The following is a 19,332-nucleotide window of genomic DNA, read 5'->3' on the forward strand; positions in this document are numbered from 1 at the left end:
GGGGGCGCCACTTTCATAAGTCGCGATCCGCATAGGGATCGTCGATCCCCAATGCGGCCAGCGCCCTGATTTCGAGCGCTTCCATCGCCTCGGCCTCGTCGTCCCCATCCTCGTGATCGAAACCGGCGAGGTGGAGGAGGCCGTGAATCAGCAGATGCGTTGCATGATCTGCAAGCGCAACCTGTTTTTCCTCCGCCTCGCGCTTGCATACACCATGCGCCATGATGATGTCGCCCAGCATGACCGGCGCACCGGGCCGTGCCGCAGCGCGCAACAGTTCCTCTCGTGAGATCATCGGAAAGCTCAACACGTTGGTCGGCTTGGCCTTCGCACGCCATTCCTGGTTGAGTGCGTGGACTTCCTCGTCCTCGCCCATCACCACGCTCACCAGGATTTCGGAATGCGCCATTTCGGGCAGGGCATGCCCCACGGCCCGCGCGGCCGCGGCACAGCGTGCCTCCCAATCGATATCCTGACCCCAGACGGGATCGACGTCGAGCTCAATCGTGACAGCGGACATGGCCGTCAGCCCTGCTGCCCTTCATAGGCATCGACGATGCGGCCCACCACCGGGTGGCGCACGACATCGGCGGCGGTGAAACGCGCCATGCCGATACCCTCCACCCCTTCGAGCCTTTTCACCGCATCGGCCAGCCCGGAAAAGCTGTCCCCGCCCGGAATGTCGACCTGCCGGGGGTCGCCGCACACGACCATGCGGCTGTTCTGCCCGAAACGGGTGAGGAACATCTTCATCTGCGCCGGGGTCGTATTCTGCGCCTCGTCGAGGATGACGAACGCATCGGCCAGCGTGCGCCCGCGCATGAAGGCGATGGGCGCGATCTCGATCTCCCCGCTGGCGAGGCGGCGTTCGACCTGTTCGGGCGGCATGCAATCGTAAAGCGCGTCGTAAAGCGGGCGGAGATAGGGGTCGACCTTCTCCTTCATGTCGCCGGGAAGAAAGCCGAGCCGCTCGCCCGCCTCGACCGCGGGGCGGGAAAGGATGAGCCGCTGCACGCTGCCGGTGATGAGCTGCGCGACGGCCTGCGCCACGGCGAGATAGGTCTTGCCCGTGCCCGCCGGGCCGAGCGCGAAGATGATGTCGTTGCTGGTGAGCGCGCGCATGTAGTCGATCTGCGCCGCCGAACGCGGGGCGATGGTCTTCTTGCGTGTGCGGATCATCACCGGCGGGCGCTTGTCATCGCCGCGCACGATCCCGTCGAGCGTGGGCTCGTCCGACATCGCGATGAGCGATTCGACCGCGCCTGCGTCGAGTTCGAAGCCGCTTTGGATCCGTTGATGCATGGACTGAAGGACGTCGCGCGCGCGCTCGACGGCATCCTCGCCACCCTCGATCTGCACACGGTTGCCGCGCGCCGCGATATACACGCCGAGCCTGTTTTCGATACGGACCAGATTGGCATCGAACTGCCCGAACAGCGCGGCCAGCACGCCGGGGTTGTCGAACTCCATCTCCGTTCGCGAACGATGGCCCGCGGGGCCGCCGGCGATGGGGTCGTAGGGGCTGTGTTCGTCCGTGCCGGACATGCGCGCCTGTTTGCGGCTCACTGAGTTTCCTTGTCTGTGTTCGCGCCGATCATCAGCGGCGAATCGTCATGGCATGAATGTAGGCACCGCAATCGCGGTGACAAGCACATGTGTCACCGATCCTCGGTGCGGCGGCCCGCAATCACCGTTTCTCCCGCCGCGAGCAGCAAATCGCCATTCGGGCTAACGACATAGGCCGGATCGGCGGAGAGCAGGCGCAGCAGGGTGCCCCGTGCCTGCGATGGTGCTTCCATGGCGGGGCAGGGGCGGCTCCTCACCTCGCCCATGGCAAGCTGTTCGGCCCGCACGTCGACGCCGCCCACAATCGATCCGCGCACCCTAGCTCGACCGAGAGCCTGCCGCCCTCCACCCGCAGCAGCACGGGCGAACCGTCCGGCGATGCCAGCATCAGCGCGAATGTCCGACCCTCGATCGGCTGGTCCGGGAAATTGTCGCGGGCCGGGCCGTCCGGTATCAGGATGGCCCGGTGTTCGCCCCCCGCGATCGCGATCCGGCCATCGCGATCATGGCCGATGGCCAGCAGCCCGAGGAGAATGGCGGACAAAACGTTATCGGGCGCATCGGACGGACAATTGACGAGCGTCGACGGCCCGCGCAGCACGGCGATGCTGTCGCCCGCCGCGATATACAGCCCTTCGTGATGGTTGCAGCCATCCCATGACACGGTCGTTCGCGTGAACCGGACATGGCTTTCGCCAAACCCGTCCACAGGCGCCGCATCGTCGAGCGACACGACCCGATAGCGCCCTTCGACAGGCGCAAAATCCGCGCGCACGAAACCGGGCGGAAGAGCACGAACCGGCGAGGCGTCCCCCGTTGTCGCGACATCGGGCGCGGGCGTCGGCGCCGGCGTATCCTGTGCATCATCCGCGCACGCAAGAAGCATCAGGGCTGCGGCCATGACCGCCGGCCCCGCCGCCCGCGCCGCGATACGCCGCATCAGGCGTCCACGGTTCCCAGTCGCCGCGCGGCGAGGCTGTTGGGTCCGGCCTGCTCCAGCTCCACCGTCACGAGATCGCCGATTTCGGCGTCCCCTGTGAAATAGGCGGATTGCAGCCAGGGCGTCTTGCCGATCCACTGGCCTTCGCGGCGACCCTTGCGCTCGACCAGAATGTCGCAGCGCTTGCCGACCGTGCTTTCGTTGAAAGCCTGCGAATGCACGGCGAGCAGCGATTGCAGCCGTTGGAGCCGTTCGTCCATCACGGTCTCGGGTACCTGTCCGTCCATCGTGGCGGCGGGGGTGCCGGGGCGCGGGCTGTATTTGAAGCTGAAGGCCGCGGCATAGCGGATTTCGTTCACCATGCGCAGCGTATCCTCGAACTCGGCATCGGTTTCGCCGGGAAAGCCGACGATGAAATCGCACGAAATCGCGATGTCGGGCCGGGCCTCGCGGAATTGTTCGATCACGCGGATATAGCTTTGCGCCGTGTGGCTGCGGTTCATCGCGGCCAGAACCCGGTCGCTTCCCGACTGCACCGGCAAGTGGAGATAGGGCATCAGCTTGTCGAGCTCGCCATGCGCGGCGATCAGGCCGGGCGTCATGTCGTTGGGATGGCTGGTGGTATAGCGGATGCGGGCAAGATCGTTGAGGGCGGCAAGCGCGCGCACCAACCCTTCGAGGCCTACGGCACGGCCCTTGTCATCCTCGCCCCGCCAGGCATTCACATTCTGACCCAGAAGCGTGATTTCACGCGCGCCGCCATCGACGAGCCGCTTCGCCTCCTCCACCAGATCGGCGAAGGGGCGGCTGATTTCCGCACCCCGCGTATAGGGCACCACGCAATAGGTGCAGAACTTGTCGCAGCCTTCCTGCACGGTGAGGAACGCCGACGGCGCCCGTTTGCGCCGGGTGGGCAGCGCGCCGAATTTCGCGATCGCCGGCATGTCGGTGTCGGTGACCCGCTCGCCATTCACCGCGCGGTCGATCATCTGCGGCAGGCGGTGATAGGCCTGCGGGCCGACCACCATGGAAACGCCGGGGCTGCGGGCCATGATCTCCTCGCCCTCGGCCTGGGCGACGCATCCGGCGACCGCGATCATCGGTTCACGGCCCGATTTCGCCCCCGCCTTGCGCAAACGGCCAATGTCGGAATAGACCTTTTCGGCGGCTTTTTCCCGGATGTGACAGGTGTTGAGAACGACGAGATCGGCCTCCTCGCCTTCGGCCGCGGGAACGATGCCCTGCTCGCTCAGCATCTCGGCCATGCGTTCGCCGTCATAGACGTTCATCTGGCAGCCGAAGCTTTTGACTCGGAAATTCTTGGGTGCGGCTTTGGTCATGCAGCGCCGCTTACACCCAATCGCCATGCGGCGAAAGGGAGTGGCGAAGGCGCATCCCTATCGCACGCGGCTCCGCTCCAGCGCATCGGTGAGGGAGCTTTGCGCCGCGCGGGTCATCGCTTTTCGCCCGTCGAGCGCTTCGCCCGAAAGCGGGGCGAGAAAGCGGACCGTCACCGCAACCGGCGTGCGGCCCGCGACGATGCGCAGAAAATTGCGCAGGCCCGGCTCGTCCCCGACCCAGCAGACGGCGGGCGCATCGGGGCCATAATCCATGAAGACAGGCTGTACCGAAACGCCCGGCGGCACAGGGTCGATCGCGGACAGAAGTGCGCTTTTGAGTGGGAGCATCTCGCGCCCGTTGGCGGTCGTGCCCTCGGGAAAGAGGACGAGCGTTTGCGACACGTCGAGCGCGTCGCGGATGCTGTCGGCCTGCTCGCCCACGGTCTGCCGCCGCGATCGGGCGATGAATACCGTATCGTTCATGTCGCACAGCCATTTGAGCGGACCGACACCGGCAAGCCCGTCATGCGCGACAAAGGCCGCACCCGACACGCGGGCCAGCACCAGAATATCCATCCAGCTGACATGGTTTGCGATGAGGATGCGCCGCCCCGATGCCAACACCCCGTCGGTGCGGACGCGAATGCCGGCAATGCGCGCGATGCCCGACAGAAACGCGGGCGGCACCCGGTTCGGCATGCGAAGCAGGCGGGTCAGGTAATAGGCCGGCACGCATATCGCCAGCCACGCCAGCATCGCCGCAATGCGCGGCACCATGCGCCAGTCGGACAGCGACACTCCGCCGCCCCGCGCCACGGTCGGCGCGCCCATGCGGCTAGTCCCGGTCCAGCCTTACGCCGTAAAGCTCCATCCGGTGATCGACCAGGCGAAAGCCCAGCCGCTCGGCAATCTGGCGTTGCAATGCCTCGAGTTCGGGGTCGACGAATTCGACGACCTTGCCGGTTTCCACGTCGATCAGATGATCGTGATGCGCCTCCGGCGTGGCTTCGTATCGGGCGCGGCCATTGCCGAAATCGTGGCGGTCGAGGATGCCGGCCTCCTCGAACAGGCGGACGGTGCGATACACCGTCGCGATCGAGATGCGTGGATCGACCGCGCTGGCGCGTTCGTGCACCTTTTCGACGTCGGGGTGGTCTTCGCTTTCCGACAATACCTTCGCGATCACGCGCCGCTGGTCGGTGATGCGCAGGCCGCGTTCAGCACAGATGGCTTCGAGATCGATAGGATTGGGCACGGGGTATCAACGCCTTCTTCTTCGCGCCGGACCGCCGCACGGGGGCGGGCCGGCTGTTTGCGGCCGATCATAGGCCGCATGTTCATCAGTGCAACCGCCCCGTTCCCATCGATCACGCGATCGTGCGGCGCGCGGCTTTCGATCAGCTCTTCTTGACCCGCGTGCCCGGCTTGCGACCAAGACCGATCTTCTTGGCCAGTTCGCGCCGCTTTTCCGCGTAATTGGGCGCCACCATCGGATAGTCGGCGGGCAGGTTCCAGCGCGCGCGATATTCATCGGGCGTCATGTTGTAATGCGTCATCAAATGACGTTTCAGCATCTTGAGCTTCTTGCCGTCCTCGAGGCAGACGATGTAGTCGGGCTTTACCGATGCGCGGACCGATACGGCGGGTTCGGGCGGGGCCTCGTCCTGCGTCACCTCGCCGTCCAGCCCGGCGAGCGCGGCGTGCACCGCGGTGATGAGTGTGGGGACATCGGAAACATCGACGGCATTATTGCTCACATGAGCGGCCACGATGTCCGAAGTCAAAGTAATCAGGGTTTCCTTCATATCCAGGTCGGACTGTTCCATCTCTCGGACTTTCAAACGGGGGTTAACGATTTGTTTCATACACGCTTTTTTGAGGGAGGACGCGTATGACGCGATTGCCACTTAAAGCGCGAAACCGCATTTACAAGCCTTCAGACGCGAATCTCATGCAGCATCGCACCTTAACGCGAGCCTAAAACGCGACGGGTCGCTAAAGTATCGGCAAATAATGATCGCAGGGCGCGGCCAAACGATATTTAATAATAGGGCTGGCCGGCTACGGGTTCGATTGCATAAGTGACGGCGTCGCGCCTGATTCCGTCGCGGCCCTTGTAATATTTGGGCCGGCGACCGACCGGACAGAAGCCGATCCCTTCGTAAAGCGCGCGCGCCGGATTGTCGGACCGCATTTCGAGGAAAAGCCGCGTTACGCCCGCGACCGCCGCCCGGTCGATGACGTCGATCAGCAAATGCCGTCCGTACCCGCGCCCCCGCCAGCGCGGCGCCACCGCGATCAGCATCAGCTCGGCTTCGTCCAGCACGGTGCGGACAACCGCGAATCCCGCTGCCTCGTTCGATGCGTCGAACGGGCCGTCAAACCGTCCGTCGCTCCCGATGATGGCGTATTGCGTGCCGGGCATGATAAGTCCGCCCGTCAGCTGTGCGCGGGTCCATGCCTCGCCGAAGGCGGGATCGAACGCGCATTCCATCACGTCCATCATCGCGTCGATGTCGTCGTGCGGCGGCACGGGGCGCTATCGGGAAAGGGCGGGCGGTTCGATACCGCCGGGCAATTTCGCATCCGGAACGCGCCCGTAGGCCGGACGGACATCGCCAGTCAGCCGCCCCGCATGCAAAAGACAAAAGCGCCGCGCATCGGGGAGCATCGGCATCGCCGTGCCGGATCCGCGCCGCGCGACCAGCGCCTCTGCCTGATTGCCGGCGACGCGCTCGCACGCGATGGCGGCGGCGGCATCGTCGGGGCGCAGGGATCGCACCGCGTCGAGCGGCGCGCCATCGTCGCCGAACGATTGGACGAACCATTCGCCGTGGCCGCCGGTGTTGCATACCGCGACCGGCCCGCCCGCGTCATTCAGCGCCTGCGCCGCGACGAGCGCGTGCGTATGATAGCCAACCAGCGGCACGGCCCATGCCACGCTCAACGCGCGCGCCGCGGCAAGGCCGACGCGAATGCCGGTAAAGCTGCCCGGACCCAGGGCGACGGCAATCCGGTCGGCACGGCCGCGCCCCGGCAATTGCCCGACCATCGGAATCAGCCGTTCGGCATGGCCGCGGCCCAGAACCGCGTAATCCCCGGCGATCAGCGTGTCACCGTCGAACAGCGCGGTGGAGCACGCCTCCGTCGCGCAATCGATGACCAGCGTATGCACGTGAACCGGGCCGTCGTTCAAAGGACGATGTTGAACGTCTCGAAATCGGGACGCGGGCTGCGGTCATAGGTGCTGTCCATGTCGCCGTAGCCGAGCGTGGAAATGAAATTGGGACGCCAGCGCGGATGATCGCCAAGAAATTCGGTCGTCACCCGGTCGGCATCGAAGCCCGACATCGGCCCGCAATCGAGACCGAGCGCGCGACATGCGACGATGAAATAGGCGCCCTGAAGGCTCGAATTGCGAAAGGCGCTTTCGCGGCGGGCGTCCTCATCCTCGAACCAGCTCTTCGCGTCGGCGTGGGGGAACAGCCAGGGAAGCTCCTCGTGAAAGTCGAGATCCATGGCGAGGATGACCGCAACCGGCGCCTTCTCGATCTTGTCGCGATTGCCCTCGCTTGCGCAGGCGGCGAGCCGTTTGCGCGCATCGTCCGATGCACACCACACGAGCCGCGCGGGCAACTGGTTGGCCGACGTCGGCCCCATCTTCATCAGGTCCCAGATGCGATGGAGCATTTCGGGCGCGACCGGCTTGTCGAGATAGCCGTTCATCGTGCGCGCCTCGCGAAAGATGCGATCCAACGCATGGGCGTTCACAGGCTGGGAAAGGGCGGTGTCGGTCATGGTCGGTCTCGGGATTTAGGCAAGAGGGGCAGGCAATCAGGCCGCGCGCACTTCGCTGACTTCGGGAACGTAATGTTTGAGCAAACCCTCGATCCCATGCTTCAGCGTGGCGGTCGAGGACGGGCAACCCGAACACGCCCCCTGCATGCCGAGATAGACAACGCCATCGTCGAACCCGCGATAGACGATATCGCCGCCATCGGCCGCGACGGCCGGGCGGACCCGTGTTTCGAGCAAATCCTTGATCTGTGCGATGATGTCGGCGTCTTCCTCCCGGTCGGCGACGACGGGATCGGTTTCGGCCGGCACGGAAAATCCCGCGCCGCCGCTCGCGAACAGGGGCGCTTCGGACACGAAATGATCGAGCAGGACCGACACCACCTGCGGTTTGAGCGCGGACCAGTCGGCACCGGGCACCGCCGTCACCGCCACGAAATCGCCCCCGAACAAAACGCCGGTCACATCGCCGAGCGAGAACAGCGCGGACGCCAGTGGCGAGGCTTCGGCCATTTCGGGGTCGGTGAATTCGCGCGTGCCGGATGGCATCACCTGCCGCCCCGGCAGGAATTTCAGCGTGGCGGGATTGGGCGTGGTTTCGGTTTCAATGAACATGCGCTCGATGTAGACAGAATGCGCCTGTATTCAAGCGTCATCGTTGCGGACGGGTTCGACACGGCCATGCCGCTATTCAGTGGCGCTTCATCACAGGGCCACCTATATGGCCAATATGATATTGAACGCCCGCACGGCCATCCGTCTTGCCGTATCGCCCATTGGCCTCTCGCTCTCCGCCCTCGTCGGGCTCGCCTCTTTTCCTCCCGCCGCCCATGCGCAGCCCGCCCCGTCGGCGGAGGCGAGCCGCGAATGGCCGCAGGTGGAGGCGGACCGTCCGTGGATCTACCGCGGAAGCGACGTGCCGCCCGATACCGCATGGGATTTCGGAGAGCTGGAAAACGGGCTGCGCTATGCGGTGCGCTTCAACGAGGTGCCGCAGGGGCAGGTATCGATCCGCGTGCGCATCGATGCCGGATCGCTCCACGAAACCGAGGATGAGCGCGGCTTTGCGCATCTTCTTGAACATCTGTTGTTCCGGGAATCGAAATATCTGGGGCCGGGGGAGACGATCCCCCGCTGGGAACAGCTCGGCGCGACGTTCGGTAGCGATACCAACGCCGAAACCACGCCGACGCAGACGGTCTACAAGCTCGACGTGCCGGACATGGACCCGGCCAAGGCGGACGAGGTGTTTCGCCTGTTGTCGGGCATGGTGACCGCGCCGACGCTTTCCGAAAACGGCGTGAAGACCGAGGTGCCCATCGTCCTTGCCGAAAAGCGCGAGCGCGGCGGCGCCGGCCTGCGCGTGAGCGAGGCGAGCCGCGAAACCTATTTCGCGGGGCAGCAGCTCGCCACCCGTGCGCCCATCGGGACCGAGGCGACATTGAACGCCGCGGGCCGCAAGAACGTGCGCGCTTTCTACGACCGGTGGTACCGGCCGGAAAACACCGTCATTTCCATCGCCGGCGATCTCGACCCCGCTCTGATGAAGCAGATGCTTCAGAAATATTTCGGCGGCTGGAAGGGGAAGGGGCGCGCCGTCGCCGCCCCCGATTTCGGCGATCCGGTCGCGGGCGCCGATGCGCGTTCGGCCGATGGGGCGCTGGCGCCCGTGGGCGATACGCGGGTCATGGTCGAACCTGATCTGCCGCGCAATGTCGGCTATGCCGTGCTCCGCCCGTGGGAGAAGGTCGCCGATACCATCGCCTATAACGAGGGGCTGCTGCTCGATCAGCTGGCGATCTCGGTGCTGAACCGCAGGCTGGAGGCGCAGGCCCGCGCCGGCGGCAGCTATCTCGCCGCGCAGGTCGGGCAGGACGATATCAACCGCAGTGCGGACGCGACCTTCGTTTCGGTCACGCCCCTGTCGGACGACTGGCGCGCGGCGCTGAACGATGTGCGCGCGGTGATCGCGTCCGCCCTGACCGCCCCCCCGACCGAGGCCGAGGTGCAGCGCGAGCTTGCCGAGTTCGACAATGCCTTCGCCATCGGGGTGGAGACGTCCTCGGTTCAACAGACGCGCGACCTTGCCGACAATATCGTGCAGGCCGTCGATATTCGCGAAACGGTGGCGGCGCCCGATACGGTGCTCAACGTGCTTCGTGGGATGAAGGACCGGGTTACGCCGCAAGCCGTGTTGCAACATACGCGGCAGCTTTTCACCGGCGAGGTTCTGCGCGGCCTGATGATCGTACCCGATGCGGGCGAGGCGGATGCCGATACGTTCCGCGCCGCACTGCTCGCCCCGGTCGAGGCGCTGGACAACGATGCCAATGATGGGCCGCAGCTGTCCTTTGCCGACCTCCCCGCGATAGGCACGCCGGGCACGGTGGTGGAGGAAACGCCTTCGGGCCTCCTCGGGATCGAGACGGTCACGCTGTCGAATGGCGTGCGCGCGATGCTTTGGGCGAACGATGCCGAACCGGGGCGCGTGAATGTGCGGGTGCGGTTCGGCGCGGGCTATGGCGCGTTCGACGCGGACAGCGCCCCCTATGCCACGCTCGGCGAGGGCGCGTTGATGAGCGCGGGCGTCGGACAGCTCGATCAGGATGACCTCGAACGGATCGCGACCGGGCGCAAGCTCGGCCTGGGTTTCGGGATCGAGGAGGATAATTTCGTGATGAGTGCGGAAACGCGTCAGTCCGACCTCGCCGATCAGCTTTACCTGTTCGCGGCAAAGCTTGCCGATCCGCGCTGGGACGCGCAGCCGATCCTGCGCACGCGCGCCGCGCTCGCCCTTGGCTATGGCACCTACGCGACCAGCCCGGCCGGCGTGATCGAGCGCGATCTGGAATATATCCTGCGCGGTGAGGATCCGCGGTTCCGCGCCCCCACGCCGGCGGAGGCGGAGACACTCACCCCCGACGGCTTTCGCAAGGTATGGGAACCCATCCTGAACAGCGGGCCGGTAACGGTGGAAATCTTTGGCGATTTCGACCGGGCGCAGGCGCTCGCCGATCTTGAAAAGACGTTCGGCGCCCTCGATCAGCGTTCCGCGATGGAGATGGGGCCGCAGCTTTCCTCCTTTCCCGAAACGGGCGGCGATCCGATCGTGCTGACCCATCGCGGCGACGCGAACCAGGCCGCGGCGATCATCGCCTGGCCGACGGGCGGTGGGCGCGACCGCGTGCGGCTTTCGCGGCAGGTCGAGATCCTCTCGCAATTGTTCAACAACCGGTTGTTCGATGCGATGCGCGAACGGCTGGGCGCGAGCTATGCGCCCAATGTCGCCTCGCGCTGGCCGCTCGACCGCGAGGATGGCGGCATGATCATCGCCATGGCACAGCTGCAGCCCAAGGACGTGCCGGCGTTTTACGACGTCGCCAATGGCATTGCCGCCGATCTGGCCGCCAATCCGCCCGGCGCGGAGGAGATTGCCCGCGTCACCGAACCGCTGCGCCAGTTGATCAGCCGCTCGTCGAGCGGGAACGGCTTCTGGCTCAACCAGCTCGGCGGGGCGGCGCGCGATCCGCGGCGCTTCGATCAGGTGCGCTCGATCATCGACGATTATTCGCGCACGACGCCCGAAACGATGCAGAAGCTGGCGCAGATGTTCCTCGCGGGTGAGGATACGGTCCGCGTGTCCGTGCTGCCGGAGGAGCAGGGCGGGGAATGATGCGAGGCGGCGCGCATGGCATGCGCAGCATCGTTTCGTTTCGATGCTTGCCATTGTAACCTTTGCAAAGCGGGATGCGCGTTGCTATGGCAGGCGCCTTCCGACCACCACCGAACATGACAAGACCGCCGCGACCGGCGGCGCGATGGAGTGACCACATTGGCAAACGACTGGAGCCCCGAAAGCTGGAAATCGCATGAGGGGCGGCACTTGCCGACCTATGCCGATACGGCGGCCCTGAACGATGTCGAGGAGCGCCTGTCGCATTATCCGCCGCTCGTCTTCGCGGGCGAGGCGCGCGCGCTCAAGGCCGATCTTGCCGAGGTTGCGGGCGGTCGCGGTTTCCTGCTTCAGGGTGGCGATTGCGCGGAAAGCTTTGCCGAATTCCACCCTGACAATATTCGCGACACATTCCGCGTGCTGCTGCAGATGGCGGTCGTGCTGACCTTCGCGAGCAAGCAGAAGGTCGTGAAGGTCGGGCGCATGGCGGGGCAGTTCGCCAAGCCGCGTTCCGCGCCGACCGAAACGCAGGGCGATGCCGAACTGCCCAGCTATTTCGGCGATATCATCAACGATATCGGTTTTGACGCCAAGGGGCGCCAACCCGATCCCGAACGCATGATCCGCGCTTATAGCCAGAACGCGGCCACGCTCAATCTGCTGCGCGCCTTTGCCGGCGGCGGCTATGCCAATCTGCGGCAGGTGCACCAGTGGACGCAGGACCATATCGGCCGGTCCGACTGGGGCGCGCGCTTTGCGCAGACGGCGGACCGCATTTCGGAGGCGCTGGACTTCATGGCGGCGTGCGGCGTCGATCCGCGCACCGTGCCGCAATTGCAGGGCACCAGTTTCTACACCAGCCACGAAGCCTTGCTGCTGCCCTACGAACAGGCGCTCACCCGCAAGGATTCGCTGACCGGTGAATGGTACGATACGTCGGCGCACATGCTGTGGATCGGGGATCGCACCCGGTTCGAAGGCAGCGCCCATGTCGAATATCTGCGCGGGGTGAACAATCCCATCGGGATGAAATGCGGGCCCTCGCTCGAACCCGATGCCATGCTCCGCCTGCTCGACACGCTCAACCCCGCGCGCGAGCCGGGGCGGATCACGCTCATCAGCCGGTTCGGCCATGAAAAGGTGGAGGCAGGGCTTGCCCCGCTGGTCCGCGCGGTCAAGCGCGAAGGGCATCCGGTGGTGTGGTCGTGCGACCCGATGCACGGCAATGTCATCAAATCGCCGAGCGGCCTGAAAACCCGCCCGTTCGACCGCATACTGTCGGAGGTGAAGGGCTTTTTCGCCGTCCACCGCGCCGAGGGCACCCATGCCGGCGGCATCCATGTCGAGATGACCGGGCAGGACGTGACCGAATGCACCGGCGGCGCCATCGCCATCACGGACGAGGCGCTGGGCGACCGGTATCGCACCCATTGCGATCCTCGGCTGAACGGCGCGCAATCGATCGAACTTGCCTTCCTGCTCGCCGAAATGCTGAACATGGAAATGCGGCAGCGGGATGCCGAAGCCGCATGACACGCTCCGGGGCATGGCCGCCGCCGTGCCCCGGTCGCATGGGAAACGGACGAAATTGCGCTTGCGGTTGGCACTTCGTCGCCGATCGCGCATTATACCGGCATGGATAATGCCGCGCCCCGTCCCGAGATCGACACGACACGAACCGGGGCGACCGATACCCCGGCGTTGGACAGCCTTGCCGAACGGTTCCGCGCGACCCGGCAACTCAGCCTCGATCTCGCCGCGCCGCTGTCCGATGCCGACGCCACGATACAGTCGATGGAGGATGCCAGCCCCGCAAAATGGCACCTGGCGCATACGACATGGTTTTTCGAAACGTTCCTCCTGCGGGACCGGCTCGACGGCTATCGGCTTTTCGACGAGAAATTCCCGTATCTCTTCAACAGCTATTACGAGGCGGAGGGCGAGCGGATCGCCCGGTTTTCGCGAGGGATGCTTTCGCGCCCCACGCTGGACGAGATCATCGCCTTTCGCCGCGCGGTCGACGATGCGATGGAGCCGTTGCTGATCCGCGAGGATTGCGCGGCGCTCATCGCACTCGGCATCGCGCATGAGCAGCAGCATCAGGAATTGCTGCTCACCGATATCAAGCATGCGTTGTTCCAAAACCCGCTCGGCCCCGCAATGTTCGACGGTGATCTGCCGCCAAGCGAACGGGGCGCGGATGAATGGATCGAGCATCCGGGCGGCATCACCCGCATCGGCCACGATTTCGGCGCGGACGGAACGGACCCGGCCCGCGATTTCGCCTTCGATTGCGAAGGGCCGCGCCACCGGCATCTCCTCGAACCGTTTGCGATGTCGCGGCGGCTGGTGACCAATCGCGAATGGGAGGCGTTCGTCGCCGATGGCGGCTATCGCGATGCGTCGTTGTGGCTGTCCGATGGGTGGGCGTGGGTGCAGGAAAACGCCATTTCCGCGCCGATGTATTGGGAGGGCGACACGCAATTCACCCTTTCCGGCGCACGGCGGCGCGATCCTGATGCGCCTGTTACGCATATCTCCTATTACGAGGCGGATGCCTTTGCCCAATGGGCCGGCGCGCGACTGCCGACAGAGGCGGAGTGGGAGGCACTCGCCGCGAGCGAGGATCCGCATGCGGGACAGCAGCTCGACGCTGCCGGCGCGGTGCATCCGGTGGCGCGCGACGGTCTGTTCGGCTCGTGCTGGCAATGGACGCGCAGCGCCTATCTGCCCTACCCCCGGTTTCAGCCGGTCGAGGGAGCGGTCGGCGAATATAATGGCAAGTTCATGTCGGGGCAGTTCGTTTTGAAGGGCGGAAGCTGTGCGACGGTGCGCGGCCACATGCGCGCCAGCTATCGCAATTTCTTCTATCCGCACATGCGGTGGCAATTCACCGGGCTCCGGCTCGCCAAGGATATTTGAGGGGATAAACATGCCAGTCGAACAAGCGGTTCGCATCGTCGATGAAGATGCGAGCGGGATCGACCGCGCCTTTCGCGACGAGGTGATCGCCGGGCTGTCGCAGGCCCAGAAGGCGGTGCCGGCCCGCTGGTTCTATGACGAGCGTGGATCGCAATTGTTCGAGGATATCACTGTCGTCCCCGAATATTATCCCACCCGCGCGGAGCGGGAGATCCTGTCCGCACGGGGGCAGGAATTTGCAGATGCCATCGGTCCGGGCCGCGCCGTGGTGGAATTCGGATCGGGCAGTTCGGCCAAGACTCCGCTGCTGCTCGATGCGATTGCGCCCTCGGCCTATGTTCCGCTCGACATTTCTGGCGAATTCCTGCGCGCATCGGCCAATACGCTGGCGGAAAGTTTTCCCGACCTGCCGATCCATCCGGTGGAGGCGGATTTTACCAAACCCGTCACCTTGCCGGATGCGATCGCGGGCGCGCCGCGGCTGGGGTTCTTTCCCGGCTCGACCATCGGCAATCTGGTGCCGCGCACCGCGGTCGACCTGCTGCGCCAGATGCGACGCACGTTGAGCGGCGACGCGGCAGGCGGGACGCCGGCGCAGCTGCTCATCGGGATGGACCGGATCAAGGACCGCGCCGTGCTGGAAGCGGCGTATGACGATGCGGCCGGTGTGACGGCGGCGTTCAACCTCAACCTCCTGACCCGGATCAACCGCGAGCTCGGCGGCGATATTCCGGTGGAGGCTTTCGCGCATCGGGCGATCTGGAACGATGACATCGCGCGGATCGAAATGCATCTGGAGGCGCAGTCCGACATCCGCTTTGCGATCTGCGGCCATGATTTCGCGATGACCAGGGGCGACACGATCCATACCGAGAACAGCCACAAATATGGCAAGCGCAGTGCCAATACGCTTCTGCTCGCCGGGGGCTGGACCCCCACGCGGCGATGGAGCGACGACAAGAATCGTTTCATGCTCATCCTCGCCGAAGCCAGCCCGTTGCGCATGGCCCCCTGATCCGCGCAATATTTCGCGCCGGGCATGGGTTGTCAGCCACCCCATGTGCGGTTAGTGCGCCCAAAGCGCGGCAGCCGGGTTTGGTCCGGTGCCGCATGGCATGTTTTCACAGGCATAGGGTTTGATCATGGGTTATCGGGTGGCCGTCGTGGGCGCGACGGGGAATGTCGGGCGCGAAGTGCTCGCGATCCTGGCGGAGCGGGAATTTCCGTATGACGAGATCGCGGCGGTCGCGTCCTCGCGCTCCGTCGGGTCCGAGGTCGAGATCGGCGACACCGGCAAGATGATCAAGTGCCGCAATATCGAACATTTCGATTTCACCGGCTGGGACATCGCCCTGTTCGCCGCCGGGAGCGGCCCTGCAAAGGATTACGCGGCAAAGGCGGCGGCGGCCGGATGCTATGTCATCGACAACAGCTCGCTCTATCGCATGGACCCGGACGTGCCGCTCATCGTGCCGGAGGTGAACCCCGACGCGATCGAGGATGCGGTAAAGCGCAAGATCATCGCCAATCCCAACTGCTCGACCGCGCAGATGGTCGTCGCTCTCAAACCCCTGCACGATGCCGCCACGATCAAGCGCGTGGTGGTCAGCACCTATCAATCGGTGTCCGGCGCGGGCAAGGCGGGCATGGACGAACTGTTCGAACAAAGCCGCGCCATCTTCGTCGGCGACCCGGTCGAACCGCGCAAGTTCACGAAGCAGATCGCCTTCAACGTCATTCCGCACATCGACGTCTTCCTCGACGATGGTTCGACGAAGGAAGAATGGAAGATGGTCGTCGAGACGAAGAAGATCATGGACCCGAAGGTCAAGGTGCAGGCCACCTGCGTGCGGGTACCGGTGTTCGTGGGCCATGCCGAATCTATCACGCTGGAATTCGAGAAGGAAATGACGGCGAGCCAGGCACAGGACATCCTGCGCGAGGCACCGGGCATCATGCTCGTCGACAAGCGCGAGGATGGCGGATACGTCACCCCCGTCGAATGCGCCGGCGACAGCGCCACCTATATCAGCCGCGTGCGCGAGGATCCGACGGTCGAAAACGGCCTTGCGCTGTGGTGCGTGTCCGACAATCTGCGTAAAGGCGCCGCACTGAACGCGGTGCAGATCGCCGAACTGCTCGGCCGCCGTATCCTCAAGAAAGGCTGATCGGCCCATGGCTCTCCCCGATTTCGAAGCGGTTGCGGCGCGCGACGGCACTCGTCTCGCCGTGCATCGGATGGGGGAGGGCACGCGGGGCACGGTCGTGCTGCTGCACGGTCTGTTCTCCAATGTGGAGACGAACTGGGTCAAGTTCGGCCATGCGCAGAAGCTCGTCGATGCAGGTTTCGCGCTCATCATGCCGGACCTGCGGGCGCATGGGCACAGCGGGGCGCCGCACGACCCGGCCTGTTATCCGCCCGACGTGCTGGTCCGCGATCTTGAGGACGTGATCGCGCATTACGGCCTGGTCGAATATGACCTGGTCGGGTTTTCGCTTGGCTCGCGCACCGTATTGCGCGGCGTGCTCGACGGGCTGGAGCCGCGGCGGCTCGTGCTGACCGGCATGGGGCTCGAAGGGCTTGCCGGATGGGAGAAGCGGGCCGAATTCTTCCGCGACGCGATCGACCGGTTCAACGAGGTGCGGATGGGCGACCCTGCATTCTTCGCCGTCAGCTTCATGAAGACGATGAAGGTCGACCGCACCGCGGCACGCCTTCTGCTCGGCTCGATGGCCGATACCAGCCCCGATGCATTGTCGGCGGCGACGATGCCGACGCTGGTGCTGTGCGGGGACAAGGACAACGACAATGGCAGCGCCGACGCGCTGGCCGACGCATTGCCCGACGGGCGCCGCGCCACGATCCCCGGCACGCACATGAGCAGCGTTTCCGAAGGCGCGCTCGGTGATGAGCTGGTGGCGTTTCTGACCGCTTGATTTCGGGCGGGTGGCGGTCCAAACCGGTTTCATAACGAACCGGGATCGAAGGATAACGCCCTGATGAAATTCGCTTCTTCCGTTGCCGCCATGGCGATGGCCATTGCGCTTGCCGCCCCCGGCCATGCGCAGACCGCCGCCGACAGCAACCCCGTGACCACCGATGCGGAGGAGGCGACCCGCTTTCCCATGACGGCGGACGGTGCGGCGCAATTCGTCGCTGCGGCGGAGGCCGATATGTTCGATTACAGCGTCGATGCCAGCCGCATCGCATGGGTCAATGCCACCTATATCACGCCCGACACCAACGCCCTTGCCGCGCAAAGCGGGGCAATCGGCACGGAAAAGCAGGTGAAATACGCGCTGGCCGCCGCACAATACGCACGTGTTCCGGGGCTCGACCCCGATGTCGCGCGCAAGCTCGACATCCTGCGCAATGGCATTGTCCTGCCCGCGCCGACCGCAGATGGCGCGGCGGCGGAGTTGAACACCATCGCCACCGATCTCAACGCGCAATACGGCAAGGGGCGCGGCCTTTTGAACGGGGAGCCGATTTCGGGCAGCGATATCGAGGCGGAGATGGGCAATCTCGACCGCACGCCGGCCGAATACGCGGAAATGTGGGCGAGCTGGCACGACAATGTCGGTGCGCCGATGAAGGACGATTACGCGCGGCTCGTCACCATCGCGAACGAGGGCGCGAAGGAACTTGGCTTTGCCAATACCGGCGCGATGTGGCGGTCGGGATACGACATGCCGCCCGAACGGTTCGCTGCCGAAACCGAACGGTTGTGGCAGGAGGTGAAGCCGCTTTACATGGCGCTGCACACCTATGTCCGCGGGCGGTTGAACGCGAAATATGGTGCCGACGTGCAACCTGCGACCGGCCCGATCCGCGCCGACCTGCTCGGCAATATGTGGGCGCAGGAATGGGGCAATATCTATCCGCTCGTCGCGCCCGAAGGGGCCGGCGATCTGGGCTATGACATCGGCGAATTGCTGAAGGCGAAGGGGAAGGGGCCGATCGACATGGTAAAGATCGGCGAGGGGTTCTATTCCTCGCTCGGGTTCGAGCCTTTGCCAGAGACGTTCTGGGAACGCAGCCAGTTCACGAAGCCCGCCGACCGCGAAGTCGTGTGCCATGCGAGCGCATGGGACGTGGATAATGTCGATGATATCCGCATCAAGATGTGCATCAAGGTCGATGCGGGCGATTTCGTGACCATCCATCACGAACTCGGCCATAATTATTATCAGCGTGCCTATAACGAGCAGCCGTATCTCTACCTCAACGGTGCGAACGACGGTTTCCACGAAGCGATCGGCGATTTCATCGCATTGTCGATCACGCCGGAATATCTGGTGCAGATCGGGCTGCTGAACCGGGCCGACGTGCCGTCGGCGGACAAGGATATCGGCCTTCTCCTGCGCCAGGCGATGGACAAGGTGGCGTTCCTGCCCTTCGGCCTGCTGGTCGATCAATGGCGCTGGGGCGTGTTCGACGGCAGCATCGCGCCAGCCGATTACAACACCGCGTGGACCGATCTCCGCCGGGAGTATCAGGGCATCACACCGCCGGTCGAGCGGCCTGCCGATGCGTTCGATCCCGGTGCGAAATATCACATTCCGGGCAACACGCCCTACATGCGCTATTTCCTTGCACGCATCCTGCAGTTCCAGTTCTACAAATCGGCGTGTGAACAGGCCGGATGGACCGGGCCGCTGCATCGGTGCAGCTTTTACGGCAATGCCGAAGTCGGCGAGCGTTTGAATGCGATGCTGGAAATGGGCGCGTCGCAGCCGTGGCCCGATGCGCTGGAGGCGTTCACCGGCAGCCGCGAGATGAGCGGCAAGGCGATGGTGGAATATTTCGCCCCGCTCAAGGCCTGGCTGGACGAGCAGAACCGGGGCCAGCCGCAGGGTTGGTAATCGGATGGCAGGGCCGGGCGGAAGCGTTCGGCCCTTCGTTCATGGCGGCGCGCTATTTCGCCGTGCGGCGGCACCGCTCGGAACCATAGACGACATTGTCCCAGTCGCGCGCCCATTTCTTACGCCAGGCAAACGGGCGTTCGCACACCGGGCAGGTCTTTGTCGGCAGATTCGGTTTCTTGTGCGCCATCGTACAGGACAACGCATCGCGCGCGATCCGGTTGCCGGGC

The 19,332-nt window shown here is 64.9% G+C and carries 20 protein-coding genes; 7 read left to right on the forward strand and 13 right to left on the reverse strand.

The features are described 5' to 3' along the window. Positions 1-13: 13 nt before the first annotated feature. The 12 genes from ybeY to K4G67_RS01990 form a co-directional block, all read right to left on the reverse strand. On the reverse strand, positions 14-520 hold the full coding sequence (gene ybeY / locus K4G67_RS01935; protein ID WP_239804718.1) for an rRNA maturation RNase YbeY: 507 nt from the start codon (positions 518-520) through the stop codon (positions 14-16). Positions 521-525: 5 nt separating this feature from the next. Then, positions 526-1,545, reverse strand: coding sequence for a PhoH family protein (locus tag K4G67_RS01940; RefSeq protein WP_239804760.1), 1,020 nt, complete (start codon positions 1,543-1,545; stop codon positions 526-528). 113 nt (positions 1,546-1,658) lie between these two features. Further along, complete coding sequence (locus K4G67_RS01945; RefSeq protein WP_239804719.1) at positions 1,659-1,799, reverse strand: hypothetical protein; 141 nt, start codon at positions 1,797-1,799, stop codon at positions 1,659-1,661. 20 nt (positions 1,800-1,819) lie between these two features. Beyond that, a complete protein-coding gene (locus K4G67_RS01950) occupies positions 1,820-2,506 on the reverse strand; it encodes a hypothetical protein (protein ID WP_239804720.1) in 687 nt (228 codons plus the stop codon). After that, the gene (gene miaB / locus K4G67_RS01955; protein WP_239804721.1) at positions 2,506-3,846 is read right to left on the reverse strand and encodes a tRNA (N6-isopentenyl adenosine(37)-C2)-methylthiotransferase MiaB; all 1,341 of its coding nucleotides are present in this window, start codon (positions 3,844-3,846) and stop codon (positions 2,506-2,508) included. The genes K4G67_RS01950 and miaB overlap by 1 nt, the downstream gene beginning before the upstream one ends. 57 nt (positions 3,847-3,903) lie before the next feature. Beyond that, positions 3,904-4,677 carry a lysophospholipid acyltransferase family protein gene (locus tag K4G67_RS01960; protein ID WP_239804722.1) on the reverse strand — a complete coding sequence of 258 codons (774 nt, stop codon included), beginning with the start codon at positions 4,675-4,677 and terminating at the stop codon, positions 3,904-3,906. Between the two features lie 4 nt (positions 4,678-4,681). After that, the gene (locus tag K4G67_RS01965; RefSeq protein WP_202085509.1) at positions 4,682-5,101 is read right to left on the reverse strand and encodes a Fur family transcriptional regulator; all 420 of its coding nucleotides are present in this window, start codon (positions 5,099-5,101) and stop codon (positions 4,682-4,684) included. A 142-nt stretch (positions 5,102-5,243) separates the two neighbouring features. Further along, a complete protein-coding gene (locus K4G67_RS01970; protein WP_239804723.1) occupies positions 5,244-5,672 on the reverse strand; it encodes a Ros/MucR family transcriptional regulator in 429 nt (142 codons plus the stop codon). A 215-nt stretch (positions 5,673-5,887) separates the two neighbouring features. Beyond that, the gene (locus tag K4G67_RS01975) at positions 5,888-6,379 is read right to left on the reverse strand and encodes a GNAT family N-acetyltransferase (protein WP_239804724.1); all 492 of its coding nucleotides are present in this window, start codon (positions 6,377-6,379) and stop codon (positions 5,888-5,890) included. Between the two features lie 6 nt (positions 6,380-6,385). Then, entirely contained in the window at positions 6,386-7,042 is a 657-nt protein-coding gene (tsaB, locus tag K4G67_RS01980; RefSeq protein WP_239804725.1) for a tRNA (adenosine(37)-N6)-threonylcarbamoyltransferase complex dimerization subunit type 1 TsaB, read from the reverse strand. After that, positions 7,039-7,644 carry a malonic semialdehyde reductase gene (locus K4G67_RS01985; RefSeq protein WP_239804726.1) on the reverse strand — a complete coding sequence of 202 codons (606 nt, stop codon included), beginning with the start codon at positions 7,642-7,644 and terminating at the stop codon, positions 7,039-7,041. Before K4G67_RS01985 ends, tsaB begins: the two co-directional genes overlap by 4 nt. A gap of 36 nt (positions 7,645-7,680) precedes the next feature. Then, complete coding sequence (locus K4G67_RS01990) at positions 7,681-8,256, reverse strand: NifU family protein (RefSeq protein ID WP_239804727.1); 576 nt, start codon at positions 8,254-8,256, stop codon at positions 7,681-7,683. A 106-nt stretch (positions 8,257-8,362) separates the two neighbouring features. Between K4G67_RS01990 and K4G67_RS01995 the strand changes: the two genes are divergently transcribed. From K4G67_RS01995 to K4G67_RS02025, 7 genes are all read left to right on the forward strand, one after another. Next, positions 8,363-11,314 (forward strand): M16 family metallopeptidase, encoded by a 2,952-nt coding sequence (locus K4G67_RS01995; protein ID WP_239804728.1) that lies wholly within the window; start codon positions 8,363-8,365, stop codon positions 11,312-11,314. 159 nt (positions 11,315-11,473) lie between these two features. Next, on the forward strand, positions 11,474-12,847 hold the full coding sequence (locus K4G67_RS02000) for a class II 3-deoxy-7-phosphoheptulonate synthase (RefSeq protein ID WP_239804761.1): 1,374 nt from the start codon (positions 11,474-11,476) through the stop codon (positions 12,845-12,847). Positions 12,848-12,949: 102 nt separating this feature from the next. Beyond that, positions 12,950-14,236, forward strand: coding sequence for an ergothioneine biosynthesis protein EgtB (gene egtB, locus K4G67_RS02005; protein WP_239804729.1), 1,287 nt, complete (start codon positions 12,950-12,952; stop codon positions 14,234-14,236). 10 nt (positions 14,237-14,246) lie between these two features. Beyond that, positions 14,247-15,251, forward strand: a complete 1,005-nt coding sequence (gene egtD, locus K4G67_RS02010; RefSeq protein WP_239804730.1) for an L-histidine N(alpha)-methyltransferase — start codon at positions 14,247-14,249, stop codon at positions 15,249-15,251. A gap of 127 nt (positions 15,252-15,378) precedes the next feature. Next, positions 15,379-16,404 carry an aspartate-semialdehyde dehydrogenase gene (locus K4G67_RS02015; RefSeq protein WP_239804731.1) on the forward strand — a complete coding sequence of 342 codons (1,026 nt, stop codon included), beginning with the start codon at positions 15,379-15,381 and terminating at the stop codon, positions 16,402-16,404. Positions 16,405-16,411: 7 nt separating this feature from the next. Then, positions 16,412-17,173: an alpha/beta fold hydrolase gene (locus tag K4G67_RS02020; protein WP_239804732.1), complete on the forward strand. Its 762-nt coding sequence runs from the start codon at positions 16,412-16,414 to the stop codon at positions 17,171-17,173. 63 nt (positions 17,174-17,236) lie between these two features. Next, positions 17,237-19,102 (forward strand): M2 family metallopeptidase, encoded by a 1,866-nt coding sequence (locus tag K4G67_RS02025; protein ID WP_239804733.1) that lies wholly within the window; start codon positions 17,237-17,239, stop codon positions 19,100-19,102. A 52-nt stretch (positions 19,103-19,154) separates the two neighbouring features. Here K4G67_RS02025 and K4G67_RS02030 read toward each other — a convergent pair whose 3' ends face one another. Further along, positions 19,155-19,292, reverse strand: a complete 138-nt coding sequence (locus K4G67_RS02030; RefSeq protein ID WP_239804762.1) for a DUF2256 domain-containing protein — start codon at positions 19,290-19,292, stop codon at positions 19,155-19,157. Positions 19,293-19,332: the final 40 nt, after the last annotated feature.

Source organism: Croceicoccus hydrothermalis, assembly GCF_022378335.1.
Lineage (GTDB): Bacteria > Pseudomonadota > Alphaproteobacteria > Sphingomonadales > Sphingomonadaceae > Croceicoccus > Croceicoccus hydrothermalis.